Genomic DNA, 23,379 nt, shown 5'->3' on the forward strand with positions numbered 1-23,379 from the left:
AAATTTTTAGTGATAATAGCATACCATATTTCGATTTCAAGCAATAGATTTTAATATTATATTATGCAAAAACAAACGTGAATCATTAAAATTTTCATAAAATTCTAATATTTATTGAAATAAAAAAGAGCAGAACACTTTTACTAAAAAGCATCCTACTCTCAAATCATTTTAAACCATTATTTTTAAATCAGTCGATGACCGCCTTCATTGTGGATAATTTTCCCTGTAACAAAACTATTTTTCATAAGATAAATCACGCTATCAGCGACATCACCTGCTTGTCCTACCCGTTTTAAAGGAAGTTGTAATGCCAACTCAAAACTTACTGAAGTTGAGTTGGCATTTTATTTCGTATTATTCCTTTTATCGTTCTGCTAAGTATTCTTTAATTTGTATTACTTCATCATAATCAAATTTACTTTCGGATATTTCTTGTATTAGTTCTTCTTTAAACCTTATAGTAATCTCCCAAAAGCCATCAATAATTTGAAAGAGCTCTGGGTCATAATTTTTAAAAACAGGATAAATTTCCAAAAAATCTTCAAAAGAAAGATGCTCATCCTCATAGAAATCTTTGACCCAACCATTCTCTAAGGCATAGTCTGTAGGCAAGCCGTTTTCTGTAAGGATGCCTTTTTCAACCATCGAACGATACATCTCAGCTTTACTGATTTTTTTTTGTTCATTTCCTTGTGTATAGTATTGTATACTTTGTTCAACTAACGGCGGGTAGATAATTTCCATCTTATTCACTCCTCGTTATTTAGCCACTTTCTTTCCTTTATAATACCCATTAAGAGATACACGATGACTATGGCGGTATTCTCCTATACTTTCGTCAAAAGAAATTTCTGGTTTTGCATGATTTTGATGCGCACGTCGTATCCTCTTTTTAGCTTTTGATGTTTTTCTTGCAGGTACTGCCATTTCCTCATCCCCTTGTACTATTTGTTTGATTTACAATTTACCAACTAGCTTTTTTTACACCCGGTATTTTCCCTTGGTGCGCTAACTGACGAAATTTAATCCGAGACATACCAAACTTACGCATGTAACCCCGTGGTCTACCATCAATCGTATCGCGGTTTTTATGATGATTAGGATTGGAATCTTTAGACAACTTTGCGAGTGCTTGATAATCACCAGCTTCTTTAAGTTCCTTACGTAAATCAGCGTATTTTGCAATTAATTCCTTTTGTTTATTAGCTTTTGCAATTTTTGATTTTTTAGCCATAAAATTTCCTTTCTGTTTCCAAGAATTAAAACGTAATAATTACGATTTACTAAAATTAGATTAGCATTCTTAAAAATTATTGTCAAGACAAAGTCCCAGGCCGCTATAAAAAAAGGGCAATGAAAAGCTGAAATAGCCCAACATTGCATCGCTAGTTTTATTTTTAATAAATTTCGTAACTTTGCCCAGTTTGGATACCTTCAACGCTCTTTTTAAACGCTAAAGCTACTTTACTCAGTGGTGTTGGTTCAAAACCTGGGAAAAACATTTTTAAGTCTTTCGAAGATTCCTGAAATACTGTAGGACTCACGCTATTTATACGGATTCCTCTAGGTGCTTCAGTGGCTGCTGACTTGACAAAAGCTTTGACTGCACCATTGGCCATTGCAGAAGAAGCCCCTTGATAGATAGGTTCATCCATAATGATCCCTGTTGTTAACGTAAAACTTCCGCCGTCATTAATATAGTCCATACCAAGTAACACAAGATTTACTTGTCCTTTTAACTTGCTTTCAATCGTTACTTCATTGAGTTCTGGCGTAATTTTTTCTAAAGGACCAAAGTGTGCATCTCCTGCGGCACTAATCACGGCATCTACTTTACCAACGCTTTCAAACATTTCCTTGATACTGATCGGCTTAGTAATGTCTACCTCCACATCAGTATTATGACGCGCAGCTTGGATAATTTCGTGTTCGGGTTCTAATTCTTTCTTTATCGCTGTTCCTAAAAGTCCTGTAGCTCCAATTAATAAAATTCTCATATAATTCATTTCTCCTCTCTTATTTTTCCTTCGATACTTCGAGTATATAATAAGGATAACAAACAGTAAAACAAGTGGTTTTTGACAAGCGGGTAATAACTTGACATCCCTTGTTTATAAGGTAAGCTATAACTAACGCCAGTTTATTGGGGGGGAGTGGCAAACAAACATGAAGAAAATTATTTTATCGCTATTATTCATTCCAATATTTTTCTTAGTAGCTTGCAATAATGAGGATACCACCCCAGCAAATACTAGCTCATCTAGCAGTATTTCACATTCGAATGTAAGCGATACCGGTAGTAGTCAAATAGAAACAACTGATGAAACTTCTACAACAAATTCACCTGAACAAACATTTCAACAACTAGATGAGATTGTAGGTGTCTGGACTAACAAAGAGGAGGAACAAACTTTTGCAGTGACAAACCGTGACTATATGAAAGAAGACAAGAAATACGTCATCACGGGTGTTGATTTGAATAAAGAAGAGGAAAAAGTAAATATGTCATTTCCTGGGATCCTGAATTATTTGTTGAAGAATATGGGAAACCAAATACCTTCAACCCACAGCCTTTCATGTATGATTATGATAACAAGCAAGATACCCTCAGTACTTCTATCACCTTTCAACGTCAAAGTAATAGCAAACAAGTTGACTATATAAAAGATAAACTAGCTGGATATGAACCAATCAACTTAGAACAACTATTGGATGTCGATGATCAACACTTATTGGCATATTGGTATAAAGCCACTGCTGAATCAGATAAGTTGGAAGAACAATTAGCAACTGTCTACCAGGAAATTTCCATTGATTATCCTGACTTAAAGCTTTTAACAGACAAGGAATACAAACAATATCAGTCAATTGCTAAAGAAATCGAAGAAAATTCCGACTACTCTTTTTCCGATTTGAATACAGCTCTTCCCCGAGACATTTATCGCTGGTATACAGAAACGGATAAAAAAGAAGTCACAGAAGAATTATTAGCAAAAATAGAAGATGCAAGAGAACAATATTTTGAAAGAAAGAATAATAGTAAGCAAGCTTACCTAGAGAAATCAGACAAAAACAAAAACGGAGAAACTAAAAATAGCACCAATGAAGATGCGCTCGATGAAGAGTTGGAAAAGCATATTCACGAGAAGATCAAAAAAGAGTTTTCCGAGGATATTCCTAAGGACCACATTGTATATGATATGTCCTTAGAAGATGACCATATCAATATAAGAGTTTACCAGAATCAAGATAAAAAATTGCAATATGAAATAGGTTTTAACTATAATATTGCACGAGACCAACTTACTAAACAAGAATAAAATACTCGCTCCTCATTATCATTAGGAAAACTTTTTCACTGATAATGAGGAGCATTCAATTCCGTAAATTAGACAGATATAATTTTTTCAGGTTATTTCATTATTACTGATAATCCTGTAATATTTCTTGCCAAGCTTCTTGTGCATCAGTGTCATCCGAAACTTTAAAAGTGTAGTCAGCTTCGATATCTTTTGTGCGACCATCATCGTTATATAAACCAAAACCTGCTTGATAAGCTCTGAGCTCCTCCACACTTCCAATTAATTCATAAACAACGCCATTATCGCCTAATAGATACTTATGAATTGGATAATCATCATCTGCTTGGCCACCATAATCTCGTCCGCCTCCAACACCTCCGTGAGTTTCGCCAGGTTCTTCATCATACCCGGTAACACCAGAAGTAGAAACATAAAACACGACACCTTTTAAGGCATGAATATCATAAGCATCATAACCCGGTAGTTCCTCTTGCGTTGATTGCTGTTGTACTTGTATTTCTCCATCTTCGGTTTCAGCGAACCAATCTCCTGAGCCTGAAGCACCATGGTCAAAATAAGTATCTGTCACAGCCATTCCGCCTTCTTCTGCTCGAGGAATCGCCCAGTCTAAAAACGCTTGTTGAAGCTCATCTTTTTCTTCTTCTGAATATTTTCTAACTGGAATAGTTTCTTGCTCTTCTTGTTTTCCATCAGAAGAAGATTCTGTCGAACGACTTGTGGTTGTTTCAGTTGTGACAGATTCGCTAGTTTCAGCTAAACTCTGACTTTCAGTTGATTGATTGATTTCTCCTGAAGTAGAAGTCTCTGTCGAAATACTCGTATTGGAAACTGTTTCTTCATTATTCTGTGAACAACCGAATAAAACCAATCCAAAGATTACAGCTAACATCGACAAGATATTAATTTTTTTCAATTTTTCCCCTCCTTTCAAAAGAGATCGCTTTCTTTCTAGTTTAACAATAGCATAAGTTACTTTTTTGAGCGAATTATATATAACTAAAAAAAGCAATTAGACGCCAATCACGTCTAATTGCTTACTTTTTGAAGAAAAGTGTTATTCTTCTACCCACTCTTCAACTTTATCTGGATTATCATCAATCCAATCTTGAGCTGCATCTTCAGGAGATGTGCCTTCTTCAATATCTAACATAACATTTTCCATATCTTCTGTATCCCAGTTAAAGTTATCTATTATTTGATAAGCTTCTGGCATATCGTCTTCTAAGCCTTCACGAGCTAATGCATCAATATGCTCTTCTTCTCCCATCGTTCCTTGTGGGTCATCCAGATATTTTAGATCATATCTTTGGAACATCCAATGTGGAGACCAGCCAGTGATAACGATAGGATCCTCATTATTGATAGCACTACCTAATTGTGAAGTCATCGCACCGCTAGAAGATGGTGTTACTTCCCAATCAGATAAGTTATCATAACTTTCAACTGTATCTTCTGCTGCAGAAACGACACCAGCACCTGGGTCGATACCGATAATTTCTTGATCTGGTACTTGGTCATCTAAATCTTCAATCGAATCTACGTCCATGTATTCTGGCACAGCAAGGCCAAGATTAGCACCTTCTGTATGTGGACCTAATTCATCTACTTGATCTTTAAATTGATCATATTGCGCTTTTTGCGTCACTGGTAACCAAGCAGAAAGTGTCGCATCAGATTCTCCATTAGCTACAGCTTCCCAGTTTACCGCGTTATCCAAAGGCGTTTGTGTGACATTATATCCTTGGTCTTCTAAAACAAGTGCTAAGACATTGGTTGAAGCGACTTCTGTATCCCATTCAACATAAGAAAGGTTAATATTACCGCCCTCTTCAGAGCTAGCACCACTTGAATCATTACCTGACATACTTGTATAAGCAAAGATCGCTGCAATAACGGCTGCTACAACAACAACGCCAGCAATAATCTTATTACGTTTTGATTTTTTAGTGGACGCATTTTCACTCGTTTTAGCTTTACTTGAATTCAATTTTTGTGTAAAACGGTCCAAAATAATTGCTAAAATAACAACTGCGATACCATAAACAAAGCCGCTACCTACTTGAGAACGTTGTACAGCGGATAATACGCCTTGTCCAAGTCCAGGTGCTCCGATCATTGAAGCAACAACAACCATGGATAATGCTAGCATCATCGTTTGGTTAATGCCGGCAAAGATATTGCCCTTAGCTAGGGGTAATTCTAATTTAAATAATTTTTGCCAGTTCGTACCACCAAATGAATCCGAAGCTTCAGTTAATTCAGTTGGCACTTGGCGAATACCTAAGTTTGTCATCCGTACAGTTGGCGGCAAAGAAAAGATCACTGAAGCAAATGCCCCAGGAACCATCCCAATACCAAAGAAAGCAACTGCTGGGATCAAATAAACAAAGTTAGGCATAGTTTGCATAAAGTCCAGAATCGGCGTAATAATATTCTTTGCCGTTTCATTTTTAGACATTAAAATTCCTACTGGAACTCCGATAATTATTGAGATCACGCTAGCCACAATAACCAATGTGACTGTATTTAACAGATCGCTCCATAAACCTTGGTTATAAACAAGTAGTAAACCGAGCAATGTAAATGTAGGCAATTGCCATTTTTTTCCACCAAGGAAAAATGCAGCTATAGTAGCTAATACAATAAAAAGCAATGGTGGGATAAATGACAAACCAGAGGTCATGCCATCCATGATGGTTTGTCCCAACGATTGTAAGAATGAGAAAAATGCCGCCCAATGTTCGGTTAACCAATCAACGCCATTATCTACCCATTCTGATAAAGGAATCTCATTTTGTAGAAAATCAAGCATCTGCATTCACTCCTTTCTTATCATCCGCTTCTTGGCTTTCTTTCAATTCCTCGCTATCATTTGTGTCTGTATCAGTCATAGCCCCAATGACGCTACCACGAACAATAACACCAACGACACGGTCATCGTCGTCTACAACGGCAAGAGGAGCTGCAGAACCTTCAATTATATTAAAGATATCAGTCACTAAGGTGTCTTTTTCCACTTTTTGCACGTTTTTATCCAAGACGTCTTTTAATGTCTTGTCATTTTTACGAGCGTCTAAAGCTTCTTCAGCTGTTAGACTCCCTTTCAAGTAACGTTTACGGTCAACAGCTAGTAACATACTAACTTCTTCTTTACGCATTCTTTGTAAGGCTACATTTGGACCATCTGCTTCTACATTGATTGTCAAAGCAGGTTCCATAATATTTTCGGCTGTTAGAACCTTGGAACGGTCGATATCTTCAGTAAATTCACGCACGAAATCATTGGCTGGATGCGTCAAAATTTCTTCGCCGGTACCAATTTGCATAATTTCACCATCACGCATTAAAGCAATCCGATCACCAATACGCAAAGCCTCGTTCAAATCGTGGGTGATAAAGATAATTGTTTTTTGCATTTTTTCTTGCAAATCTAATAAGTCATCTTGCATATCCTTACGAATCAAAGGATCCAAAGCAGAAAATGCTTCGTCCATTAATAGAACTTCGGGATCGTTGGCTATTGCGCGAGCTAAACCAACCCGTTGTTGCATCCCACCAGATAGTTGATTTGGATATTGATCTTTCACCGAAAGCAAACCAGAATTATCTAAAGCAGCTTCTGCTTTTTTCCGGCGTTCTTCTTTATCTACACCGCGTACTTCTAGACCGTACTCAGTATTTTGTTGAATGGTTCGTTGCGGAAAAAGACCAAAGTTTTGGAAAACCATATTCATTTTCGTACGACGAACTTCTCGTAACTCTTCTTTTGACATCTTAGATACATCTTGATCATCGATGTAAACTTCCCCTGAGGTCGGTTCAATCAAACGATTAATCAAACGAATCAAAGTAGATTTCCCACTACCAGATAAGCCCATAATGACAAAAACTTCGCCTTCGTTAACATCAAAACTTACATCATGTACACCGACAGTAGCGCCGGTTTCTTCTAAGATATCTTGTTTTGATTTGCCTGCTTTTACTTGTTCGAGCGCTTGTTGAGTTCTTCGACCAAATATTTTACTCAAATGCTCTACACGAACTTTTTTACCCAAAAATTAACACTCTTTTTTTCTATATTTTTCAGAAAACTATCATGAAATTGACCGTCCCAGTGTAACGCTGTATTGTCACTTTTGTCAAAAGAAAAAGCACTATTTTAATAGCACTTTTTTCTTACTTATTAGGATAAAATAGTTGCATCATACGCTGTGCGGCCAGTTCATTTCCTACATAATAAATTGTATTTCCTGCGCTTAACTTGGCATATGGGCCTGGAGAAAGGAGTAATTCTACATCTGTTTGAATACCAACAATGGTCGCACCTGTTTTTTGCCAAATATGCAAATCAGAAATGCTTTCTTCCAAATGCTGCGCTTCTCCGGTAATCTTAAGTTTATAGGGGACAAATGTTGAAATATCATGAACTTTTTTCGTCTGACTTACCAAAACATTTAACAAATCAGAAAATTCATCGAGCTCTTCTTTTTGACGTTGGACACTTTCCAAAAGGTCCTGACGAATTTCTTGAACCGATTGAACATTTTTATATTTCTCTATAAATATTTGTGCATTTTCTTTAGATGCTACATAAGTACCACTTCCTTGTTGGACTTCCATAATTTGAAGATCTACCAAGACATTAATGGCCTTACGAGCAGTTTCCGGTGAAGCGCTAAAATTGCTTGCTAAAGTCGAACGTGCAGAAATTTTTTCTCCCACTTTATACCGACCTTCAACAATTCTTTCAGCAATATCCACGGCAATTTGTTGATAACGTGGCAAAGAAACACGTTTAGCAGGTTTTAATTCTTTTGCCATCGCTTACTACCCTCCCCAGCTTGTTCAATTTTTTTCAAATTGATAATACCACACCTATTTTTAACAAAACAAGCTTTTCATCTTGCTGTATTAAAAATCTGTTTTTAAAACATGTGAAATTTTTAATATCCATTGGCCTTTTGCTTGTTTTTAAGGGCATAAAAAAGAGAGACATTTTGTAGGGTCTATAATATTTAGTGTTGTTACTAAAAAAATTAGTAATAACACTAATTTTTTATATAACAAAAAAGCATTTGTTTCCTTTATAATTAAGTTGGACACCAAAATAAAAGGAGAAAACAAATGCTTCAATACAAAGATATCAAAATTAAAGATCAAAATCTAGATGTAGGCCTTAAAAACTTACTCAATATTAAGGACCCTCACATCTTTTTTTCCGCTCAAGCAGTTCAAAAAGAACCCATTCATCATCGAATGACGAATGTCTTTTACGGTGTCCTTACCTACACCCCGAAAGCTTGCGAATGTTGTGGCCTCATAAATGAAGAGAATCTTCTTATTAAACATTCGCCAAAGGCTTCGGATATTCAATTAATTCCTTATCAGGAAGTGCCCAGCGTTTTACGCTTATTTAAGCAACGATTTTATTGTAAATCCTGTCATCATACTTTTAGTGCCAGGACCTATTATATCGCCAAAGACTGTTATATTTCGCAAGCCTTGAAGTTTGCCATTGCGATAGACTTGAAGAAAAAACTATCGATGAAAGATATTGCTTTACGCTATGGGGTCTCATTTAAAACCGTGGAACGCGTATTGGATACCTTCTATCAAGGACTTAAATTCAATCCCAACCATTTACCGAAACATTTGTTAATCGATGAATTCAAAGGCACGAAGGACTGTGAAGGAGCCATGTGTTTTATCTTCAGTGACGCTCAGACAGGAAAAATTATCGATATCTTGGACGATCGCCGCAATTTCAAACTGATTGCTTACTTTCAACGATTTACTCAACAAGCGCGGAAAAGAGTCCAACATGTGGTTATGGATATGAATTCGGCTTATGGAAAAATGATCCCTCAAGTATTTCCGAAGGCCAAGATTCTTGTGGATCATTTCCACATTATCCAACAGATTTCTCGAGCTTTTAACCAGCAGCGGATTCGGTCGATGAACCAGCTGGACAAAAAGAGCGCCCAACAAATGAAGGATTATCGCAAATTAAAAAAATACTGGAAACAGCTCCAAAAAAAGCATAAAAACTTGGGGTACGACCATTTGAAACAGTTCCCTCTTTTTCGCCAAAAATATGTGACGGAATCGGAAGTTGTAGATTACTTATTAACCATTGATCCCGTGCTTAAGGCTTCTTATGATGTTTATCAAGATCTGCTTGACGCTTTTGAAAACGGCAAAGCGCAACCATTTTTCGCTATCATTGATCAACTGTCGCCTTTATTAGAAGAACCCTTTAAAAAATCCTTACGTCACCTCCAAAAGTACCGTAAAGAAATTACCTTATCTTTTACTCAACCGTATTCCAACGGCAAACTTGAAGGGAAAAACAACTTGATTAAAGTAATTCAACGGATTGCCTTTGGCTTTCGTTCTTTTAATCATCTACGTAAGCGAGTGCTTATTCAACAAGGGCTTCTTGAGATCTTATAAAATAACAAAAAAAGAAGAACCGAAGTCCTTCTTTTTATAAAGGTTTTGCTTAAACAACACTATTTGACAAAGAGCCATTTTGTATCAAACATCTCTCTTAAGGGCCCACAGTTATAATCGATTATCTAGCTTTTAGATCACTATTTATATTCAATTAAAAAGTTTTTATTCTTTGGTATGGTATCTGGCTCTTTTTTTGATCAACTATTTATCTAATCCAGCAATTTTACGTTGTTTACGGTTGGACTCTTCTGCTACATACTTTAATACCGTTCGAAACTCCTTACGGCTAGCATTTCTTGAAAACACCGCATAGTTTCTTTCGTATTTATCTAAAATTTTTTGAGCTTCTTCTTTACTTACCATCGAGCTTCGCCTCCAATTCTTCAAAAGAAAATTGATCAGGAATAATTAAATCAATATTCTCGACACCTTCAATAATATCTGAGATAGCATTTTGAAAATCTTTTAATACAACGACAATATCTGCTTCGTCCCCAATAGCTTCCATGACCTTTTTAACATTATACCTAGACTTAAAATAAGCGTTTATAAATCTTTCCTTAGGTACATATCTTCCTTCCACTCGCTCCCTAATTTTAGTAAACTGCCAAGCTACAAAGGGATTTTGATACACATAGTAAATTGAGGTATTATATTCTCTTTTTAGAGTTCTTTGGACATTTTTTAGAGACTTATCAATTGCAAACGTGCCATCTAAAATAAAAGAGTATCCTTTTTTTAAAACATAATCGAGCGCGTAGTCGACCATTAACGCTGCTCCTCTTTGAAATTCATCAGAATTATGTCCATTATATTGTGGAAAATAGGTCCTAAAAATATCTGCGTCTATAATACATATGTTCTCCAACATAGAAGCTAAAGAAGAGGCAACTTCAGATTTACCTGCTCCTGGACTTCCTGCCATAAAAATAGCCGTCTTTTTTCCTGTTTCAGCAGGATACTTATCTTCTACTAACTTTTTTAAAAATTCATTTTTATGAGCTTTAACGTATAAAATTGATTGGTCATCCAATGTACCACACCCAATCTCCGCTTATTTTACTACTATTATATAATAATTTGAGCTATATTTCATGCTTGAGGAAAGCTGGGTATTACATACTCATTTGAGAATATTAAAATTAAGTAGATCAAAAGCTATTTTACCTTTTTGAGCCATATTTTTGCGTAATAAACCATAAACTAGGCGCTTCTTTCGGCCTATCTTTTAAACATTTTTGATAAAGACGCACACTTGTAATTCCGGTTTTTTCAATAAAATCATTGAGTACCAAAACCAATTTTAAGTCACTTTTTTCTTTCCAAATCATCGGTTGTCCCTTTGCTTCCATCATAAACCACCCTAGATTGAATTTTGTTTAGAAGCTTTCGATGAATGCAATTTAGCAAGCGTAGTCCCTGCAACGGTATCCGCTGTACAATTTAGCTACCCTATCTCCCTTTTGCTAAATTCGGTCATCGTTTTGGTGTTTTTCAGATCCATAAAGTAGTCAACTGACTACCTCTTTTTCGCCCGATTTTGACTACCCAAGTAGTCAAAATGGGACAATTCAGGAAAATTTAGGACAAAAACGACGACTTTTTGTTTCTTTTTTAAAATTGGCAAACAAAAAAACCCTTGATAAACAAGGGTTTTCGCAAGCTTAGATTGAAGTAGATCATCTAAGGTTTTACTTTCTGCGTCTTTCTGGAATACGTGCAGCTTTACCGTGACGGTTACGTAAGTAATACAATTTCGCACGACGTACAAAACCATGACGGGTAACTTCAATTTTGTCAACACGTGGTGTATGCAATGGGAAAGTACGTTCAACACCTACGCCGCTAGAAACTTTACGTACAGTGTAAGTTTCGCTGATTCCAGCACCACGACGCTTGATCACTACACCATCAAATACTTGGATACGTTCACGTGAACCTTCGACAACTTTTACGTGAACACGAACTGAGTCTCCAGGACGAAAATCCGGAATATCAGTACGCAACTGTTCTTTTGTTATTTCTTGAATCAATGGATCCATTTTACATTCTCCTTATTCCCAAATACTCTTAAGAGATCTCTCCCAGCGGAATATTGTAATAGTTGAGCAATTTACTCACTGAAGTATACTACCATATCCACCTATTAATGTAAAGAAATTTTTCGTTTTCATACATGAACTAAATTCATTTCATGTAGCGTTTCAGCAATCTGCACAGAATTCCAAGCCGCCCCTTTTAACAAGTTATCGGAAACGACCCATAAATGAAAACCATTATCGACATCTAAGTCTTGACGAATACGACCCACAAAAGTATCTTTTTTGCCTACACTATTGATAGCTTGCGGATAAATTTGTTGGCTAGGATCATCTTCAACGGTCACTCCAGGAGCATTTTCTAAGGTTGCGCGTAGATCTGTTAAGCTAATTTTGTCCTCTGTTTCTATATAAATGGATTCCGAATGACCAGTAATTACAGGGACACGTACACAAGTTGCACTAATTTTCATCTGCTTATCTTCCAGAATTTTTTTGGTCTCATTCACCATTTTCCATTCTTCTTTGGTATAATCATTTTCCGCAAATTCATCGATTTGAGCTAAAGCATTGAAAGCTAATGGATAATGTTTTTTATCGCTAGCCGCAGGCAAAATTTCCGCAGATAAGTTTTCCGGAAGCTCCCCATCTAACGTTTCTTGACTTTGTTGTTTTATTTCTTCAACCGCTTGGGCTCCAGCTCCTGAAACCGCTTGGTAAGTAGACACAATAACGCGATCAATCCCTACTGATTGTTTGATAGGTGCCAGTGTTACCATCATTTGAATCGTAGAGCAATTAGGGTTAGCAATGATTCCTTGATGATCTTTTAGTGCTTGTTTGTTGACTTCAGGTACGACTAAAGGAGTGTCTTTATCCATGCGATATTGACTGGTATTGTCCACAACAACTGTTCCACGCTTTACTGCTTCGGGCGCAAATTTTTGTGAAATGCTTCCACCAGCACTAAAAATGGCGATATCTACATCATCAAAGGCTTCAGGAACAAGTTCTTCCACAAAAAGACCTTCGCCTTTAAATAAAAGTTTGCGACCCGCAGATCGTTTTGAAGCAAGTAGTTTCACGTTTTTAAGTGGTAAATTTGTTTGTTCTAACATCTCAATCAATTTCGTTCCAACAGCGCCTGTCGCTCCAACAACTGCTACATTATATCCATCGTTCATTAAAGACCGCTCCCTTTTGCTTTTATTATTTTAACCATTCTAACATACAGCAAGAAAAATGTTACTTTTCGACTAGGAAATTTTTCTAAAATCATAAGGGCAGCCACTGAATTTTTTATTTTAATAAAAGTAATTTTTTAAAAGTATATTATTTGAGATATTGACCATACTTCAGCTATAATTAATATAGAAGAATTTTGGGGAAGATTCTTCGCAATGTGTATTGGAGTCATATCCTTTATTCAGGCAGAAAAGACAAGGAGGCGTTACATACAGTGCCTTGTCTTTTTTGCTTTTTTTTATTAAATTTTTAAAACAAGAAAACCCTTTGCTTGTAAAGTGATACTTTGTACCTTTTGCTGGCTTAAATTACTAAAGAGAATTTCTCCTGTTTTTGCTAAATTAATTTCTTGTTTGCCAGTATTAAAAATCGCTTGTAGTGTTTTTCCATCCAATTTACGTTCTAGAATCAAAAGACCAGTTTCTTCATTCGCTTCTTTCCAATCCATCCTTGCTTGGCTGATCATTTTTTGCCAGTTTTTACGTAAAGCAATTAACTTTTTAACAAACTGAAACAATTCTTGGTCCTGTTCATCTTCTTTCCAAACCATGCACTTACGGCAGAGTGGATCTGCGCCTCCGGTCATGCCTATTTCATCGCCATAGTATAAACAAGGAACACCCGGTTGCAGGTAAGTAAATACCAACACTTGCTTCATTAATTCTTTATCTTCTTGTGCTTGGGTTAATAAACGCGGTGTATCGTGTGAATCTAAGACATTAAACTGTACCTGATTGGTTTGATCACGATATAACATTAATTGCTGATTGATCGCAGAAACCATCTCTTTTAATGAAAACTGTTTTTTAACAAAATAGCCCATGATGGCATCAGTATAGGCATAATTCATCACTGCATGAAATTCATCGCCTTCTAACCATTTTTGAGCTGAATGCCAGATTTCTCCTAGTATATAGAAGTCTTCTTTTGTCTCATCACAAACCTTCCGAAACTTTTTCCAGAAAGCATGATCTACTTCATTAGCCACGTCTAAACGCCAAGCGTCAATATCAAAGTTTTCAATCCAATATTTTGCAGTATCTAATAAATATTCTTGTACTTCCGAATTTGCGGTATTGAGTTTTGGCATATGAGGCGTAAAAGCAAAGGTGTCATAAGTAAGTTGATGCGCTTCTTCAAAATCATCACTTTCTTTATAGCTTGCAGGAAATTCATTAATATGGAACCAAGCTGCATATTTTGAATCTTTTCCTTTTGCTAATACATCTTGCCATTGAGGCGATTGGTCTCCCATGTGATTGAAAACAGCATCCAACATTACTTTTATGCCACGTTTATGACATTCTTCCACCAAATTTTTAAAAACTTTTTCATCACCAAAGTCCGGATCGATTTTACGATAGTCAATCGTGTCATATTTATGATTTGAATAAGCTTTAAAAATAGGACACAAATAAATGCCATTAATTCCCAACTCTTTTACATAATCCAAATGATCAATAACACCTTGTAAGTCGCCGCCAAAATAATCCTGACGTCCAGGAACTTTCGATCCCCAACGAAGCGCTCCTTTTGGATCATTTGATTTATCACCATTAGCAAAGCGTTCAGGAAAAATTTGATACCAAACAGTTTCCTCTGCCCATTTAAGGGCTTTAAAGCGATCGATTTCATGAAAATAAGGTAGGCGAAAGTATAAGTTGGGAGAACCCAAAACATTTTTTGATAAAGGAAATAGTCCTTGATCTCCATAAAAGACTTGTACATGATCTTCACTTGTTAAAACAAAGCCATAGGATAGGCGTTTAAAAGGAGCTTTGACTGAGGCAAACCAGTAATCATGAAGATCGGTTGATAAAATTTTCACCATGTCAATTGGCGTTTCTCTTTGTCCTTTCTCTACTAAATAAGGATCTCCGCCCACAACTTGCACACTTGAAATGTCACTTTTTGCCGTGCGTAGTCGTAAATGCAGTGTTTCTTTTTCATAGAGATAGGCAAATTCGCTTTCGGGACGATGATAGATAGCAGCTGTATTCATATTTTACCCCTTTCTAAAACAATTAAAGTTTGCGCTTACACTTTTAATTATACACTACTTTTTATATGAAAAAAATTTTTATTTTTAGCGCTAACTACGCGCAAATGAATTTATTGAAAAAGGCTTAAGAATACTTGTTGACGCCTGTCAGCATTGAATTATTCAAAAAGTTATGCTAGGCTTTGAAAATGAATGAAAACAATTTTTCATTACTTCCAATTGAAGGAGAATGAACATGCTCGAACTAAGAGATATAAAAAAGCAATATAAAGTTGGAAATACTGTTACCAAAGCTTTAGATGGCGTATCGGTCGCTTTTCGCCAACAAGAGTTTGTTGCGATCTTGGGAGAAAGTGGTTCTGGGAAAACGACACTTTTAAATGTCATTGGCGGACTCGATCAGTATGATTCCGGCGATATGGTAATTAACGGGAAGTCCACCAAAGATTTTAAAGATAAAGATTGGGACGCCTACCGTAATAATTCCATCGGCTTTATTTTTCAAAGCTATAATCTGATCGGTCATCAAGGAATCATTGATAACGTGGAATTGGGAATGACTTTAAGTGGTGTTTCAAAAAAAGAACGTCGAAAAAAAGCGGAAGAAGCTTTAGAACGTGTCGGTCTAACGGAACATATGCATAAAAAACCTAGTCAGTTATCGGGCGGACAAATGCAACGTGTCGCCATCGCTCGTGCTCTTGCCAATGATCCGGATATTTTACTTTGTGATGAACCCACCGGAGCACTCGATTCACAAACTAGCGTTCAGATTATGAATCTAATCCAAGAAGTGGCTAAGGATAAATTGGTAGTTATGGTGACCCATAATGCTGATTTAGCAAACAAATATGCCGATCGAACCATTAGTTTTGCAGACGGGCAAGTGACAGATGATTCAAATCCTCATGTGGAAGGTAAAAAGAAAGAGCCTTTTGATTTAAAACATACAAAAATGACTTTTCTTACTGCCCTACGTTTATCTTTTAATAATATTCGTACAAAAAAAGGACGTACATTTTTAACTGCTTTTGCCTCCAGTATAGGGATTATTAGTATCGCGATTGTTCTGTCTTTATCGACCGGCTTCCAAAAGCAAATTGATCAAACCCAGTCAGAGACATTAGCGCAATTTCCAGTCACAATCTCGCGAGAAACCACAGAGCAAGATCCGGAAAATTTTGAAGATCAACGGTTCAGTGAAGGGACTTTCCCTGAGGATAAAGAAGTCACTGCTAAGATCAGTGAGGAAGATCGATCGCAAAGAACGAATAAAATTGATCAAGATTTTATTGACTATGTTGATGACATCGACCCTGCCTTGAGTAATAATATCGGCTATAACCGTTTAGCAAACATGAATTTACTGCGTGAAGTTGACGATGAACCGGAAGTCGTTAAATTTTCAAATGGGGCTGAAGATGAGTCGCAAGCCGAATCGATGATGTCGATGATGGCCGCACAAACGGGCATTGGTGTTTCTTCTTTTCCCAAACAGTTAGATGACTCCCAAGGTAACTTCTTAGAAGATAATTATCGCCTTTTAGAAGGAAACTTTCCCGAAGACACTAATGAAGTAGTGTTAGTCGTCGATGAAAATAACGAAACAAACATCAACGCCCTAAACAATCTAGGTTTTGATTTAGAAGACGGCGATACAATATCTTTTGACGATATCATAGGTACAACAGTGAAGTTAGCCTATAACGATGCGTTTTATGAAGAGTTACCTACTGGAAACTTTATTCCAAATCAAGATTTAGATGAAGTTTATGATAATGAGGATAATGAGGAATTGACAATTTCAGGCGTTATCCGAAATAAAGAATCTTCAACTATGGATCTATTAGCTCCTGGTATCGCTTATAGTGACGCTTTAGCGCAAAAAGTTATCGACAATAATAAAGATTCTGACATTGTTCAAGCACAAGAAGACAGTGATACCAACGTGATGACCAATGAGGATATTGACGATACTGCCAAAGATAACTTGCTAGATGCCTTAGGCGCTAGCGAAATTCCTTATAGTGTAATGATTTATCCTAATAACTTTGATGATAAAGAACAAATATTGGATTATTTAGATGATTATAATGAAGGAAAAGATGAAGATGATCAAATCATTTATAGCGATTTAGCTGGAACGATGACAGATTTGACAGGTGGTATCATGGATGCTATCACTTATGTTTTGATTGCTTTTGCTGGTATTTCACTGGTTACAAGTATGATCATGATCGGTATCATCACCTATACTTCAGTCTTGGAACGAACCAAAGAAATTGGCGTCTTAAAAGCTTTGGGTGCGCGGAAAAAAGATGTTACGCGTGTATTTGATGCTGAAACTGCCATTTTAGGTGTTGCTTCTGGAACATTAGGCGTCGTTCTCGCCTACCTGGCAACATTTCCGATTAACTCGGTCTTGTTGAATTTGACTGATTTAGAAAATGTCGCCCAACTAGATCCGATGCACGCCTTGATTTTGGTTATTGTAAGTACAGTGCTGACGATGATCGGCGGCCATATTCCAGCACGAATGGCAGCCAAAAAAGACGCCGCTATTGCTTTACGAGCTGAATAATTCCATAAAAAACGCATGAGCTGTTAGGTTCATGCGTTTTTTCATATATTGGCAGGACATATTGTGATGTGCCACTAATATATTTTTGATTGGGGACACAACGTCAAACTTGCCTCCAATCCTTATATTTTTGGTGGCAAATGACTGAATCGGAGTATTTTAATTATGCAAAAAATCCATTGTTTCCTTTTTTATTTCTTGTTCTTCAACAACAAGTAACCCATTAAAATTCTTTTTTAAAAAGTAGCGATCATGGGTAACAGCTAAAAGTGTGCCTGTATATTCACTTAATAAGTCTTCAATCTCTTCTCGAGCATAAATATCTAAATGATTCGTTGGTTCATCTAAAATCAAAAAGTTTATTTGCTTATGGAAAAGTTTAAGTAAGTAAAGCCGAACTTGTTCGCCGCCTGAAAGATCCTTAATGCGACGCCCGACATCTTCGCTGTAAAAGCCAAAATGTGCTAAGGTCTGGCGAGCCTTTTGTTCTTGCGGCAAAATCTCTTTCACAAAATCTAAAATTTGCTGATGAGGTTGACTGAAGGTAATGGTTTGAGGAAGGTAGCCTAGCTTTATACTGGCGCCTAACTCTATTACGCCTTCATCAGGAGAAATTTTTTCCAAAATTAATTGCAGCAAGGTAGACTTGCCCGAACCATTTTCTCCCAAAATCGCGATCCTTTCACGACGATAAATGGTAAAAGTGCTGTCAGTAAATAGTAATTGCTCTCCCATGATCTTTCCAACTCCTTTTGCAACCACCACTTCTTTACCAGAACGTCCTGCTTGATCGATACTTTCTAAGCGTTTTTTTGGTGTTTGCGGCAGTTTGACAACAGCGATCTTGAATAATCGTCTTTCTAATTCTTTTGCTTTTTTAAAAAAAGCTTCATTATCTCCCTCGTTAGCCCACTGTCGATAACGACGAATCATCCTTTTTATTCGTTGTATTTCTTTTTGTTGGAGTTCATAATTTTTAGTAATTTCAGCTATTCGCTCTTCTTTTAATTGAATATAACGACTATAGTTTCCAGGGTATTCAACCAAGCTCCCTTCCTCAATTTCCACAATTTTTTCCGTGACTTGATCTAAAAAGGTTCGATCATGAGAAATCACCAGATAAGCATCGCTGGTTGTTTTTAAGTAATTTTCTAGCCATCGAATTCCTGCTAAATCCAAATGATTCGTTGGTTCATCAAGTAGTAAAAGATCAGCCTCTTGTAATAGCACTTTTACTAGTTCCACCCGGACTCTTTCTCCACCACTAACAGTCGATATCGCAGCATTGATTCTATCTTCCAAGCCTAGCCCCTTTAACATACTAATAATACGATCTTCTAATTCGTAACCCCCGGCATCCTCAAAATCTTGCTGTAATTTCCCGTAAACATTTATCACATGGTCAAGTTCTTCTGTAGCCTCTGTCATCTTCTGCTCATAAACACTTAATTGTTCTTGTAAATGTTGTAATTTAGTAAAACTTTGTGTTAAATAATCAAAGACCGTTAGATGACTTTCTGGGAAAATTTGCGGAACATAGCCTATCTTTAGTCCCTTTTTGCGACTTACATTACCATCATTAACACCTTCAACTCCGGCAATTATATGAAAAAGTGTAGATTTTCCTGTGCCATTTGTACCGATAAGACCCATTTTTTCCTGTTCATTGATTGTGAATGATAGTTGTTCAAAAAGCGGCGTGCCGCTGAAATTTTTATTGATTTTATTTAATTGTATAAGCATGGTCTTCTCCTTCTAAGACCATCGCATACCTGTTTCTTTTGCAAATAAAAAAGTCATGGGAAACCCATGACCGTGTTATTTATTTTCTTCTAACGAAAAATGGAAACATATGAAATGGTCATTGGTTTTGTAAAATTCTGCTGTTTTTAGATACACTACTCCCGTCAACAGCCGCTGTAAAACCAATCGCATGACTAAAACTAATATGATACCGTTGGTAATTTTCGCTCGGTGTTATTTTAATCATACTTACCATTTGTTATGTTCCCTCCTTTGTGATGTGAATTGTCTAAAAGTATAACGAACTTCTAAACTTTATACAAGTTAATTCGTAATTTTTCAGCTTAAACTTGTTAATATTGGCTTTCTAAATCATGTAGAAAGAGTCCGCTTAACAATTTAGGCTCAAACCAAGTAGATTTAGGCGGCATAATTTCTTGGGCATCCGCCACTTCTAAGAGATCCTGCATTTTTGTTGGATACATAGAAAACGCCACTGTTCTTTTTTTCTCATCAACCAGTTCTTCCAATTTTTGCGGACCATAAATACCACCTACAAAGTCAATTCGCTGATCACTTCTTACGTCTTGAATATTAAAAATAGGCGCAATCAATAGATCTTGCAACAAAGACACATCTAATTTAGCGACTGGATCTGTTGGTATTTTATCTTCTTTTACTTGCAAACTATACCAAGTTCCTTCTAAATACATGCACATTTTCGCAGCGTTATCAGGTCTTTTTTCATTGGTTTCTTCTAGCACAAAATTCTCTTTTAACTGTGCAAAGAAATCTTCCGGTATCTTCACATCCAATACACGATTATATTCTTTAATCAACAACTCATCTTCCGGAAATAAAATTGATAAGAAATAGTCACTTTCTATGCTATTTACTTGTTCTTCTCTTTTTTCCAAACCAATTTTTATGGCTGATTCTGTTCGATGATGACCATCTGCGATGTATAAAGCATCTAATGCAGTAAATGCTTCTTCTAATTGTTGAATAACTGTTTTATCATCAAGCAACCAAACCTTATGTTCTACCTCATAGTAACTAGTAAAATCATAAATAGCTTCATGTGTCTTCTGCCAATTTTGGATTAATTGTTGAATCTCTTGGTTTTTTCGATAACTAAGAAAAATAGGACTTGTATTGGCATCACAACTACGTATATGATTCATCCGATCGATTTCTTTTTCATGGCGTGTATACTCATGTTTTTTAATATTTGCGGCGCTATAATCATCAATCGACGTACAAGCAACTAAACCGGTCTGACTTCTGCCATTCATCGTTAATTGGTATAAATAGTAATTATCTTGTATATCTTTTTTTAACCAACCCTTTTGCAAAAATGCGGTTAGATTAGCCGCAGCCTTTTGATAAACTTGTGCATCATAAGGAGAAATACTTTGGGATAAATCAATTTCAGCCTTATCAATATGAAAGTAACTATAAGGATTCCCTTCTGCCAAATCACGACCTTGCCAAGAGTCTACTACATCATAAGGCAGTTCAGCGACTTTATCAGCTAAGCTAGCTTTGGGACGAATCGCTCTAAATGGACGTACAACAACCATATCTAATAAGGAACCTCCTCTTTTTTAATAACCCGAACGCGAATAATATCATCGGTTTCTCTTAATTTTTCTACGACATTGGCAATTTTATTTTCATCGCTTTCGTCAATGTCCACTAAAGTATAAGCATAATCATCACGCCCACGATTAATCATATTATCAATATTAATTTCAAAATCTGCGATAACTGCTGAAATCTGCCCTAACATATTCGGCACATTTCGATTAATTACAGTGATACGATAGGGGGAATGAAAAGCCATGTCAACCGTAGGAAAATTTACTGAACGTTTAATAACTCCTGTCTCAATAAACCTTTTCAAAGTACGCACAGCAATTTTTGCGCTATTGGTTTCTGCCTCTGCCGTTGATGCACCTAGATGAGGAAGCACTGTAATACGCTTTTGATGAAGCAGCTGTTCATCGGCAAAATCTGTTGTAAAACCAGCCAGTTCATCAGCGTCGATAGCTTCTACTACCGCATTATTATCGACAATTTCAGCCCGGGCAAAATTAAACAACTGCGCCGAATTTTTCATCATAGCAATTTCTTTTTGTCCAATTAAGTGGTGGGTCTTTTCTTGTAAAGGAACATGAACTGTAATGAAGTCGCAACTGGTAAAAATTTCGCTGATATCTTTAGCACGATGAACGCGTCGAGAAATACTCCAAGCTGTATCCACCGAAACATAAGGGTCGTAACCCATGACTTCCATACCTAAACGATAAGCGTCATTAGCTACCATGGCACCAATTGATCCTAGTCCGATGACACCTAGCTTCTTTCCTTCCAATTCATGTCCGGCAAATTGCTTTTTGTGCGCTTCGGCTTGTTCTGCTATATCGGATCCTGTTAGTTGTTGCAGCCAGTTAATTCCACGAACTACGGGTCGTACACTAAGCAATAAACTCATCAGAACTAATTCTTTTACAGCATTGGCATTGGCTCCAGGAGTGTTAAAAACTACAACCCCTTGTTCTGTACATAAATCAACCGGAATGTTATTAACGCCTGTGCCCGCTCGTGCAATAGCTAAAACCGAATCAGGCAAATCAGAGCTTTCTAATTTTTTACTACGTAAAATGATACCTTCGGGCTGTTGACTTTCATTAATGGCGTATTTTTCTTTTTCTAAGCGCGCCATACCTTCTGGGGCAATCGCATTAAAAGTCGTTATTTGATGCATAGACTAATCTCCTCCGTGTGCTTTTTCAAATTCTTGCATAAAATCTACCAATCTTTCTACGCCTGTAAGCAAAAAAGCGTTGTAAAGACTTGCTCGCATACCGCCAACTGAACGGTGACCTTTTAAATTTTCAAACCCTTGTCTTTGAGCAGCGTTAATAAATTCTTGGTTCAATTGATCACTAGCTGTCAAAAATGGAATATTGGTAAGTGAACGATCCTTTTTATTTACAGGACTTTGAAATAGATTTGAACGATCAATAGCATCATACAATAATCCGGATTTTTGTTGATTGTATTTCACCATTTGCGAAACACCACCTAAATCCTGTAACCATTCAAAGACGAGTTTGGCCATGTAAATACTAAAGGTTGGCGGTGTGTTATACATCGAATGACTATCTGCTTGCACACGATAATCTAGCATGGGCGCAAAAAGCGATTGTTCGTTTAATAAATCATCTCGTATGATAACAACAGTAAGACCCGCTGGACCGATATTTTTTTGCGCACCTGCATAAATAATGCCAAAGTCTTTAACCTGATAATTGTTTGATAAAATATTGGACGACATATCCGCTACAAGAGGCACCCGACCTGTGTCAGGGATTTCTTGATAACTGATTCCACCAATCGTTTCATTCGTTGTAATATGCAGGTAACTAGCATCTTGATCAATTTGATCTTTTGTTATTTGTGGGATATAAGTGAAATTTTTATCTTTACTGCTTGCAATCACTTTTGTATTAACTGAAGGAATCGCCTGAGCTGCCGCAATTGCTTTTTTGGCCCACGAGCCTGTATTCACATAAAGTGCTTTTTTATTTTGTGCTAAATTTAAAGGCACGGACGAAAATTGCAGACTAGCGCCTCCCTGCAAAAATAAAACATAGTAATTTTCTGGTATATCCATTAATTTTCTCAGTAAATGCTCAGCTTCAGTAATAATCTCTTCAAACAAGGAGGAACGATGACTCAACTCCATTACTGACATGCCACTACCTTGATAATCTAAAAGTTCTTCTTGTGCTTTTTTTAGTACTGGACCAGGCAAGACTGCAGGGCCAGCTGAAAAGTTATAAATTGTCATGTTTGCCACTCCTTTTTTATAGCAAGATGTTTGATTTATTATAGCAGAGTTCACAAGCTTTAAAAAGAAATTATTTTGACGATTCTGAAAACTCTAATAGCTTTTTAATAAACTGGAAAATAGTAAAA

The 23,379-nt window shown here is 36.6% G+C and carries 23 protein-coding genes and 1 pseudogene; 4 read left to right on the plus strand and 20 right to left on the minus strand.

What is annotated here, in order from left to right; genetic code table 11:
• Nucleotides 1-185: 185 nt before the first annotated feature.
• The 5 genes from C7K42_RS13310 to C7K42_RS06845 form a co-directional block, all read right to left on the minus strand.
• The gene (locus C7K42_RS13310; RefSeq protein WP_256729347.1) at nucleotides 186-317 is read right to left on the minus strand and encodes a hypothetical protein; all 132 of its coding nucleotides are present in this window, start codon (nucleotides 315-317) and stop codon (nucleotides 186-188) included.
• Between the two features lie 49 nt (nucleotides 318-366).
• Nucleotides 367-747 (minus strand): hypothetical protein, encoded by a 381-nt coding sequence (locus C7K42_RS06830; RefSeq protein WP_061840150.1) that lies wholly within the window; start codon nucleotides 745-747, stop codon nucleotides 367-369.
• 15 nt (nucleotides 748-762) lie between these two features.
• On the minus strand, nucleotides 763-930 hold the full coding sequence (gene rpmF / locus C7K42_RS06835) for a 50S ribosomal protein L32 (protein ID WP_014123721.1): 168 nt from the start codon (nucleotides 928-930) through the stop codon (nucleotides 763-765).
• Nucleotides 931-967: 37 nt separating this feature from the next.
• Complete coding sequence (rpsN, locus tag C7K42_RS06840) at nucleotides 968-1,237, minus strand: 30S ribosomal protein S14 (RefSeq protein ID WP_103083599.1); 270 nt, start codon at nucleotides 1,235-1,237, stop codon at nucleotides 968-970.
• Nucleotides 1,238-1,400: 163 nt separating this feature from the next.
• Nucleotides 1,401-2,000 (minus strand): short chain dehydrogenase, encoded by a 600-nt coding sequence (locus tag C7K42_RS06845; protein ID WP_014123719.1) that lies wholly within the window; start codon nucleotides 1,998-2,000, stop codon nucleotides 1,401-1,403.
• A 169-nt stretch (nucleotides 2,001-2,169) separates the two neighbouring features.
• Between C7K42_RS06845 and C7K42_RS06850 the strand changes: the two genes are divergently transcribed.
• Together C7K42_RS06850 and C7K42_RS06855 are read left to right on the plus strand one after the other, a co-directional pair.
• Nucleotides 2,170-2,667: a hypothetical protein gene (locus C7K42_RS06850; RefSeq protein WP_103083601.1), complete on the plus strand. Its 498-nt coding sequence runs from the start codon at nucleotides 2,170-2,172 to the stop codon at nucleotides 2,665-2,667.
• Nucleotides 2,580-3,323, plus strand: a complete 744-nt coding sequence (locus C7K42_RS06855) for a hypothetical protein (RefSeq protein WP_124175412.1) — start codon at nucleotides 2,580-2,582, stop codon at nucleotides 3,321-3,323. The genes C7K42_RS06850 and C7K42_RS06855 overlap by 88 nt, the downstream gene beginning before the upstream one ends.
• A 103-nt stretch (nucleotides 3,324-3,426) precedes the next feature.
• On the opposite strand, the gene C7K42_RS06860 is transcribed toward C7K42_RS06855, so the two are convergent.
• The 4 genes from C7K42_RS06860 to C7K42_RS06875 form a co-directional block, all read right to left on the minus strand.
• The gene (locus tag C7K42_RS06860) at nucleotides 3,427-4,239 is read right to left on the minus strand and encodes a peptidoglycan recognition protein family protein (protein ID WP_103083603.1); all 813 of its coding nucleotides are present in this window, start codon (nucleotides 4,237-4,239) and stop codon (nucleotides 3,427-3,429) included.
• A gap of 141 nt (nucleotides 4,240-4,380) precedes the next feature.
• Nucleotides 4,381-6,138 carry an ABC transporter permease/substrate binding protein gene (locus C7K42_RS06865; protein ID WP_103099896.1) on the minus strand — a complete coding sequence of 586 codons (1,758 nt, stop codon included), beginning with the start codon at nucleotides 6,136-6,138 and terminating at the stop codon, nucleotides 4,381-4,383.
• Entirely contained in the window at nucleotides 6,131-7,381 is a 1,251-nt protein-coding gene (locus tag C7K42_RS06870) for a quaternary amine ABC transporter ATP-binding protein (protein ID WP_103096896.1), read from the minus strand. Before C7K42_RS06870 ends, C7K42_RS06865 begins: the two co-directional genes overlap by 8 nt.
• Nucleotides 7,382-7,502: 121 nt before the next feature.
• Nucleotides 7,503-8,147, minus strand: coding sequence for a GntR family transcriptional regulator (locus C7K42_RS06875; protein ID WP_103099895.1), 645 nt, complete (start codon nucleotides 8,145-8,147; stop codon nucleotides 7,503-7,505).
• 303 nt (nucleotides 8,148-8,450) lie between these two features.
• On the opposite strand from C7K42_RS06875, the gene C7K42_RS06880 reads away from it, so the two are divergent.
• Nucleotides 8,451-9,779, plus strand: coding sequence for an ISL3 family transposase (locus tag C7K42_RS06880; protein ID WP_012345024.1), 1,329 nt, complete (start codon nucleotides 8,451-8,453; stop codon nucleotides 9,777-9,779).
• 204 nt (nucleotides 9,780-9,983) lie between these two features.
• On the opposite strand, the gene C7K42_RS12870 is transcribed toward C7K42_RS06880, so the two are convergent.
• From C7K42_RS12870 to C7K42_RS06905, 6 genes and pseudogenes are all read right to left on the minus strand, one after another.
• Complete coding sequence (locus C7K42_RS12870; protein WP_014123712.1) at nucleotides 9,984-10,145, minus strand: hypothetical protein; 162 nt, start codon at nucleotides 10,143-10,145, stop codon at nucleotides 9,984-9,986.
• Nucleotides 10,135-10,815: a zeta toxin family protein gene (locus C7K42_RS06885; protein WP_014123711.1), complete on the minus strand. Its 681-nt coding sequence runs from the start codon at nucleotides 10,813-10,815 to the stop codon at nucleotides 10,135-10,137. Before C7K42_RS06885 ends, C7K42_RS12870 begins: the two co-directional genes overlap by 11 nt.
• Nucleotides 10,816-10,954: 139 nt before the next feature.
• Nucleotides 10,955-11,134 (minus strand): annotated as a pseudogene (locus tag C7K42_RS06890) (hypothetical protein); the annotation flags it as partial.
• A gap of 339 nt (nucleotides 11,135-11,473) precedes the next feature.
• A complete protein-coding gene (gene rplS, locus C7K42_RS06895) occupies nucleotides 11,474-11,824 on the minus strand; it encodes a 50S ribosomal protein L19 (protein ID WP_014123709.1) in 351 nt (116 codons plus the stop codon).
• Nucleotides 11,825-11,952: 128 nt separating this feature from the next.
• Nucleotides 11,953-13,005 carry an aspartate-semialdehyde dehydrogenase gene (locus C7K42_RS06900; RefSeq protein WP_103099629.1) on the minus strand — a complete coding sequence of 351 codons (1,053 nt, stop codon included), beginning with the start codon at nucleotides 13,003-13,005 and terminating at the stop codon, nucleotides 11,953-11,955.
• Between the two features lie 302 nt (nucleotides 13,006-13,307).
• Nucleotides 13,308-15,068: a glycoside hydrolase family 13 protein gene (locus tag C7K42_RS06905; protein WP_103083606.1), complete on the minus strand. Its 1,761-nt coding sequence runs from the start codon at nucleotides 15,066-15,068 to the stop codon at nucleotides 13,308-13,310.
• A 235-nt stretch (nucleotides 15,069-15,303) separates the two neighbouring features.
• Between C7K42_RS06905 and C7K42_RS06910 the strand changes: the two genes are divergently transcribed.
• Complete coding sequence (locus tag C7K42_RS06910) at nucleotides 15,304-17,649, plus strand: ABC transporter ATP-binding protein/permease (protein WP_103099630.1); 2,346 nt, start codon at nucleotides 15,304-15,306, stop codon at nucleotides 17,647-17,649.
• Nucleotides 17,650-17,808: 159 nt separating this feature from the next.
• Here C7K42_RS06910 and abc-f read toward each other — a convergent pair whose 3' ends face one another.
• The 5 genes from abc-f to serC form a co-directional block, all read right to left on the minus strand.
• Nucleotides 17,809-19,392 (minus strand): ribosomal protection-like ABC-F family protein, encoded by a 1,584-nt coding sequence (gene abc-f / locus C7K42_RS06915; RefSeq protein ID WP_103099631.1) that lies wholly within the window; start codon nucleotides 19,390-19,392, stop codon nucleotides 17,809-17,811.
• Between the two features lie 118 nt (nucleotides 19,393-19,510).
• A complete protein-coding gene (locus C7K42_RS12875) occupies nucleotides 19,511-19,648 on the minus strand; it encodes a hypothetical protein (protein ID WP_167536961.1) in 138 nt (45 codons plus the stop codon).
• 97 nt (nucleotides 19,649-19,745) lie between these two features.
• Entirely contained in the window at nucleotides 19,746-20,975 is a 1,230-nt protein-coding gene (locus tag C7K42_RS06920) for a DUF1015 domain-containing protein (RefSeq protein ID WP_103099632.1), read from the minus strand.
• A gap of 2 nt (nucleotides 20,976-20,977) precedes the next feature.
• Nucleotides 20,978-22,162, minus strand: a complete 1,185-nt coding sequence (locus C7K42_RS06925; RefSeq protein ID WP_103083610.1) for a phosphoglycerate dehydrogenase — start codon at nucleotides 22,160-22,162, stop codon at nucleotides 20,978-20,980.
• Nucleotides 22,163-22,165: 3 nt separating this feature from the next.
• Entirely contained in the window at nucleotides 22,166-23,251 is a 1,086-nt protein-coding gene (serC, locus tag C7K42_RS06930; protein ID WP_103096915.1) for a 3-phosphoserine/phosphohydroxythreonine transaminase, read from the minus strand.
• Nucleotides 23,252-23,379: the final 128 nt, after the last annotated feature.

Source organism: Tetragenococcus halophilus subsp. halophilus DSM 20339 (genome assembly GCF_003841405.1).
Classification (GTDB): domain Bacteria; phylum Bacillota; class Bacilli; order Lactobacillales; family Enterococcaceae; genus Tetragenococcus; species Tetragenococcus halophilus.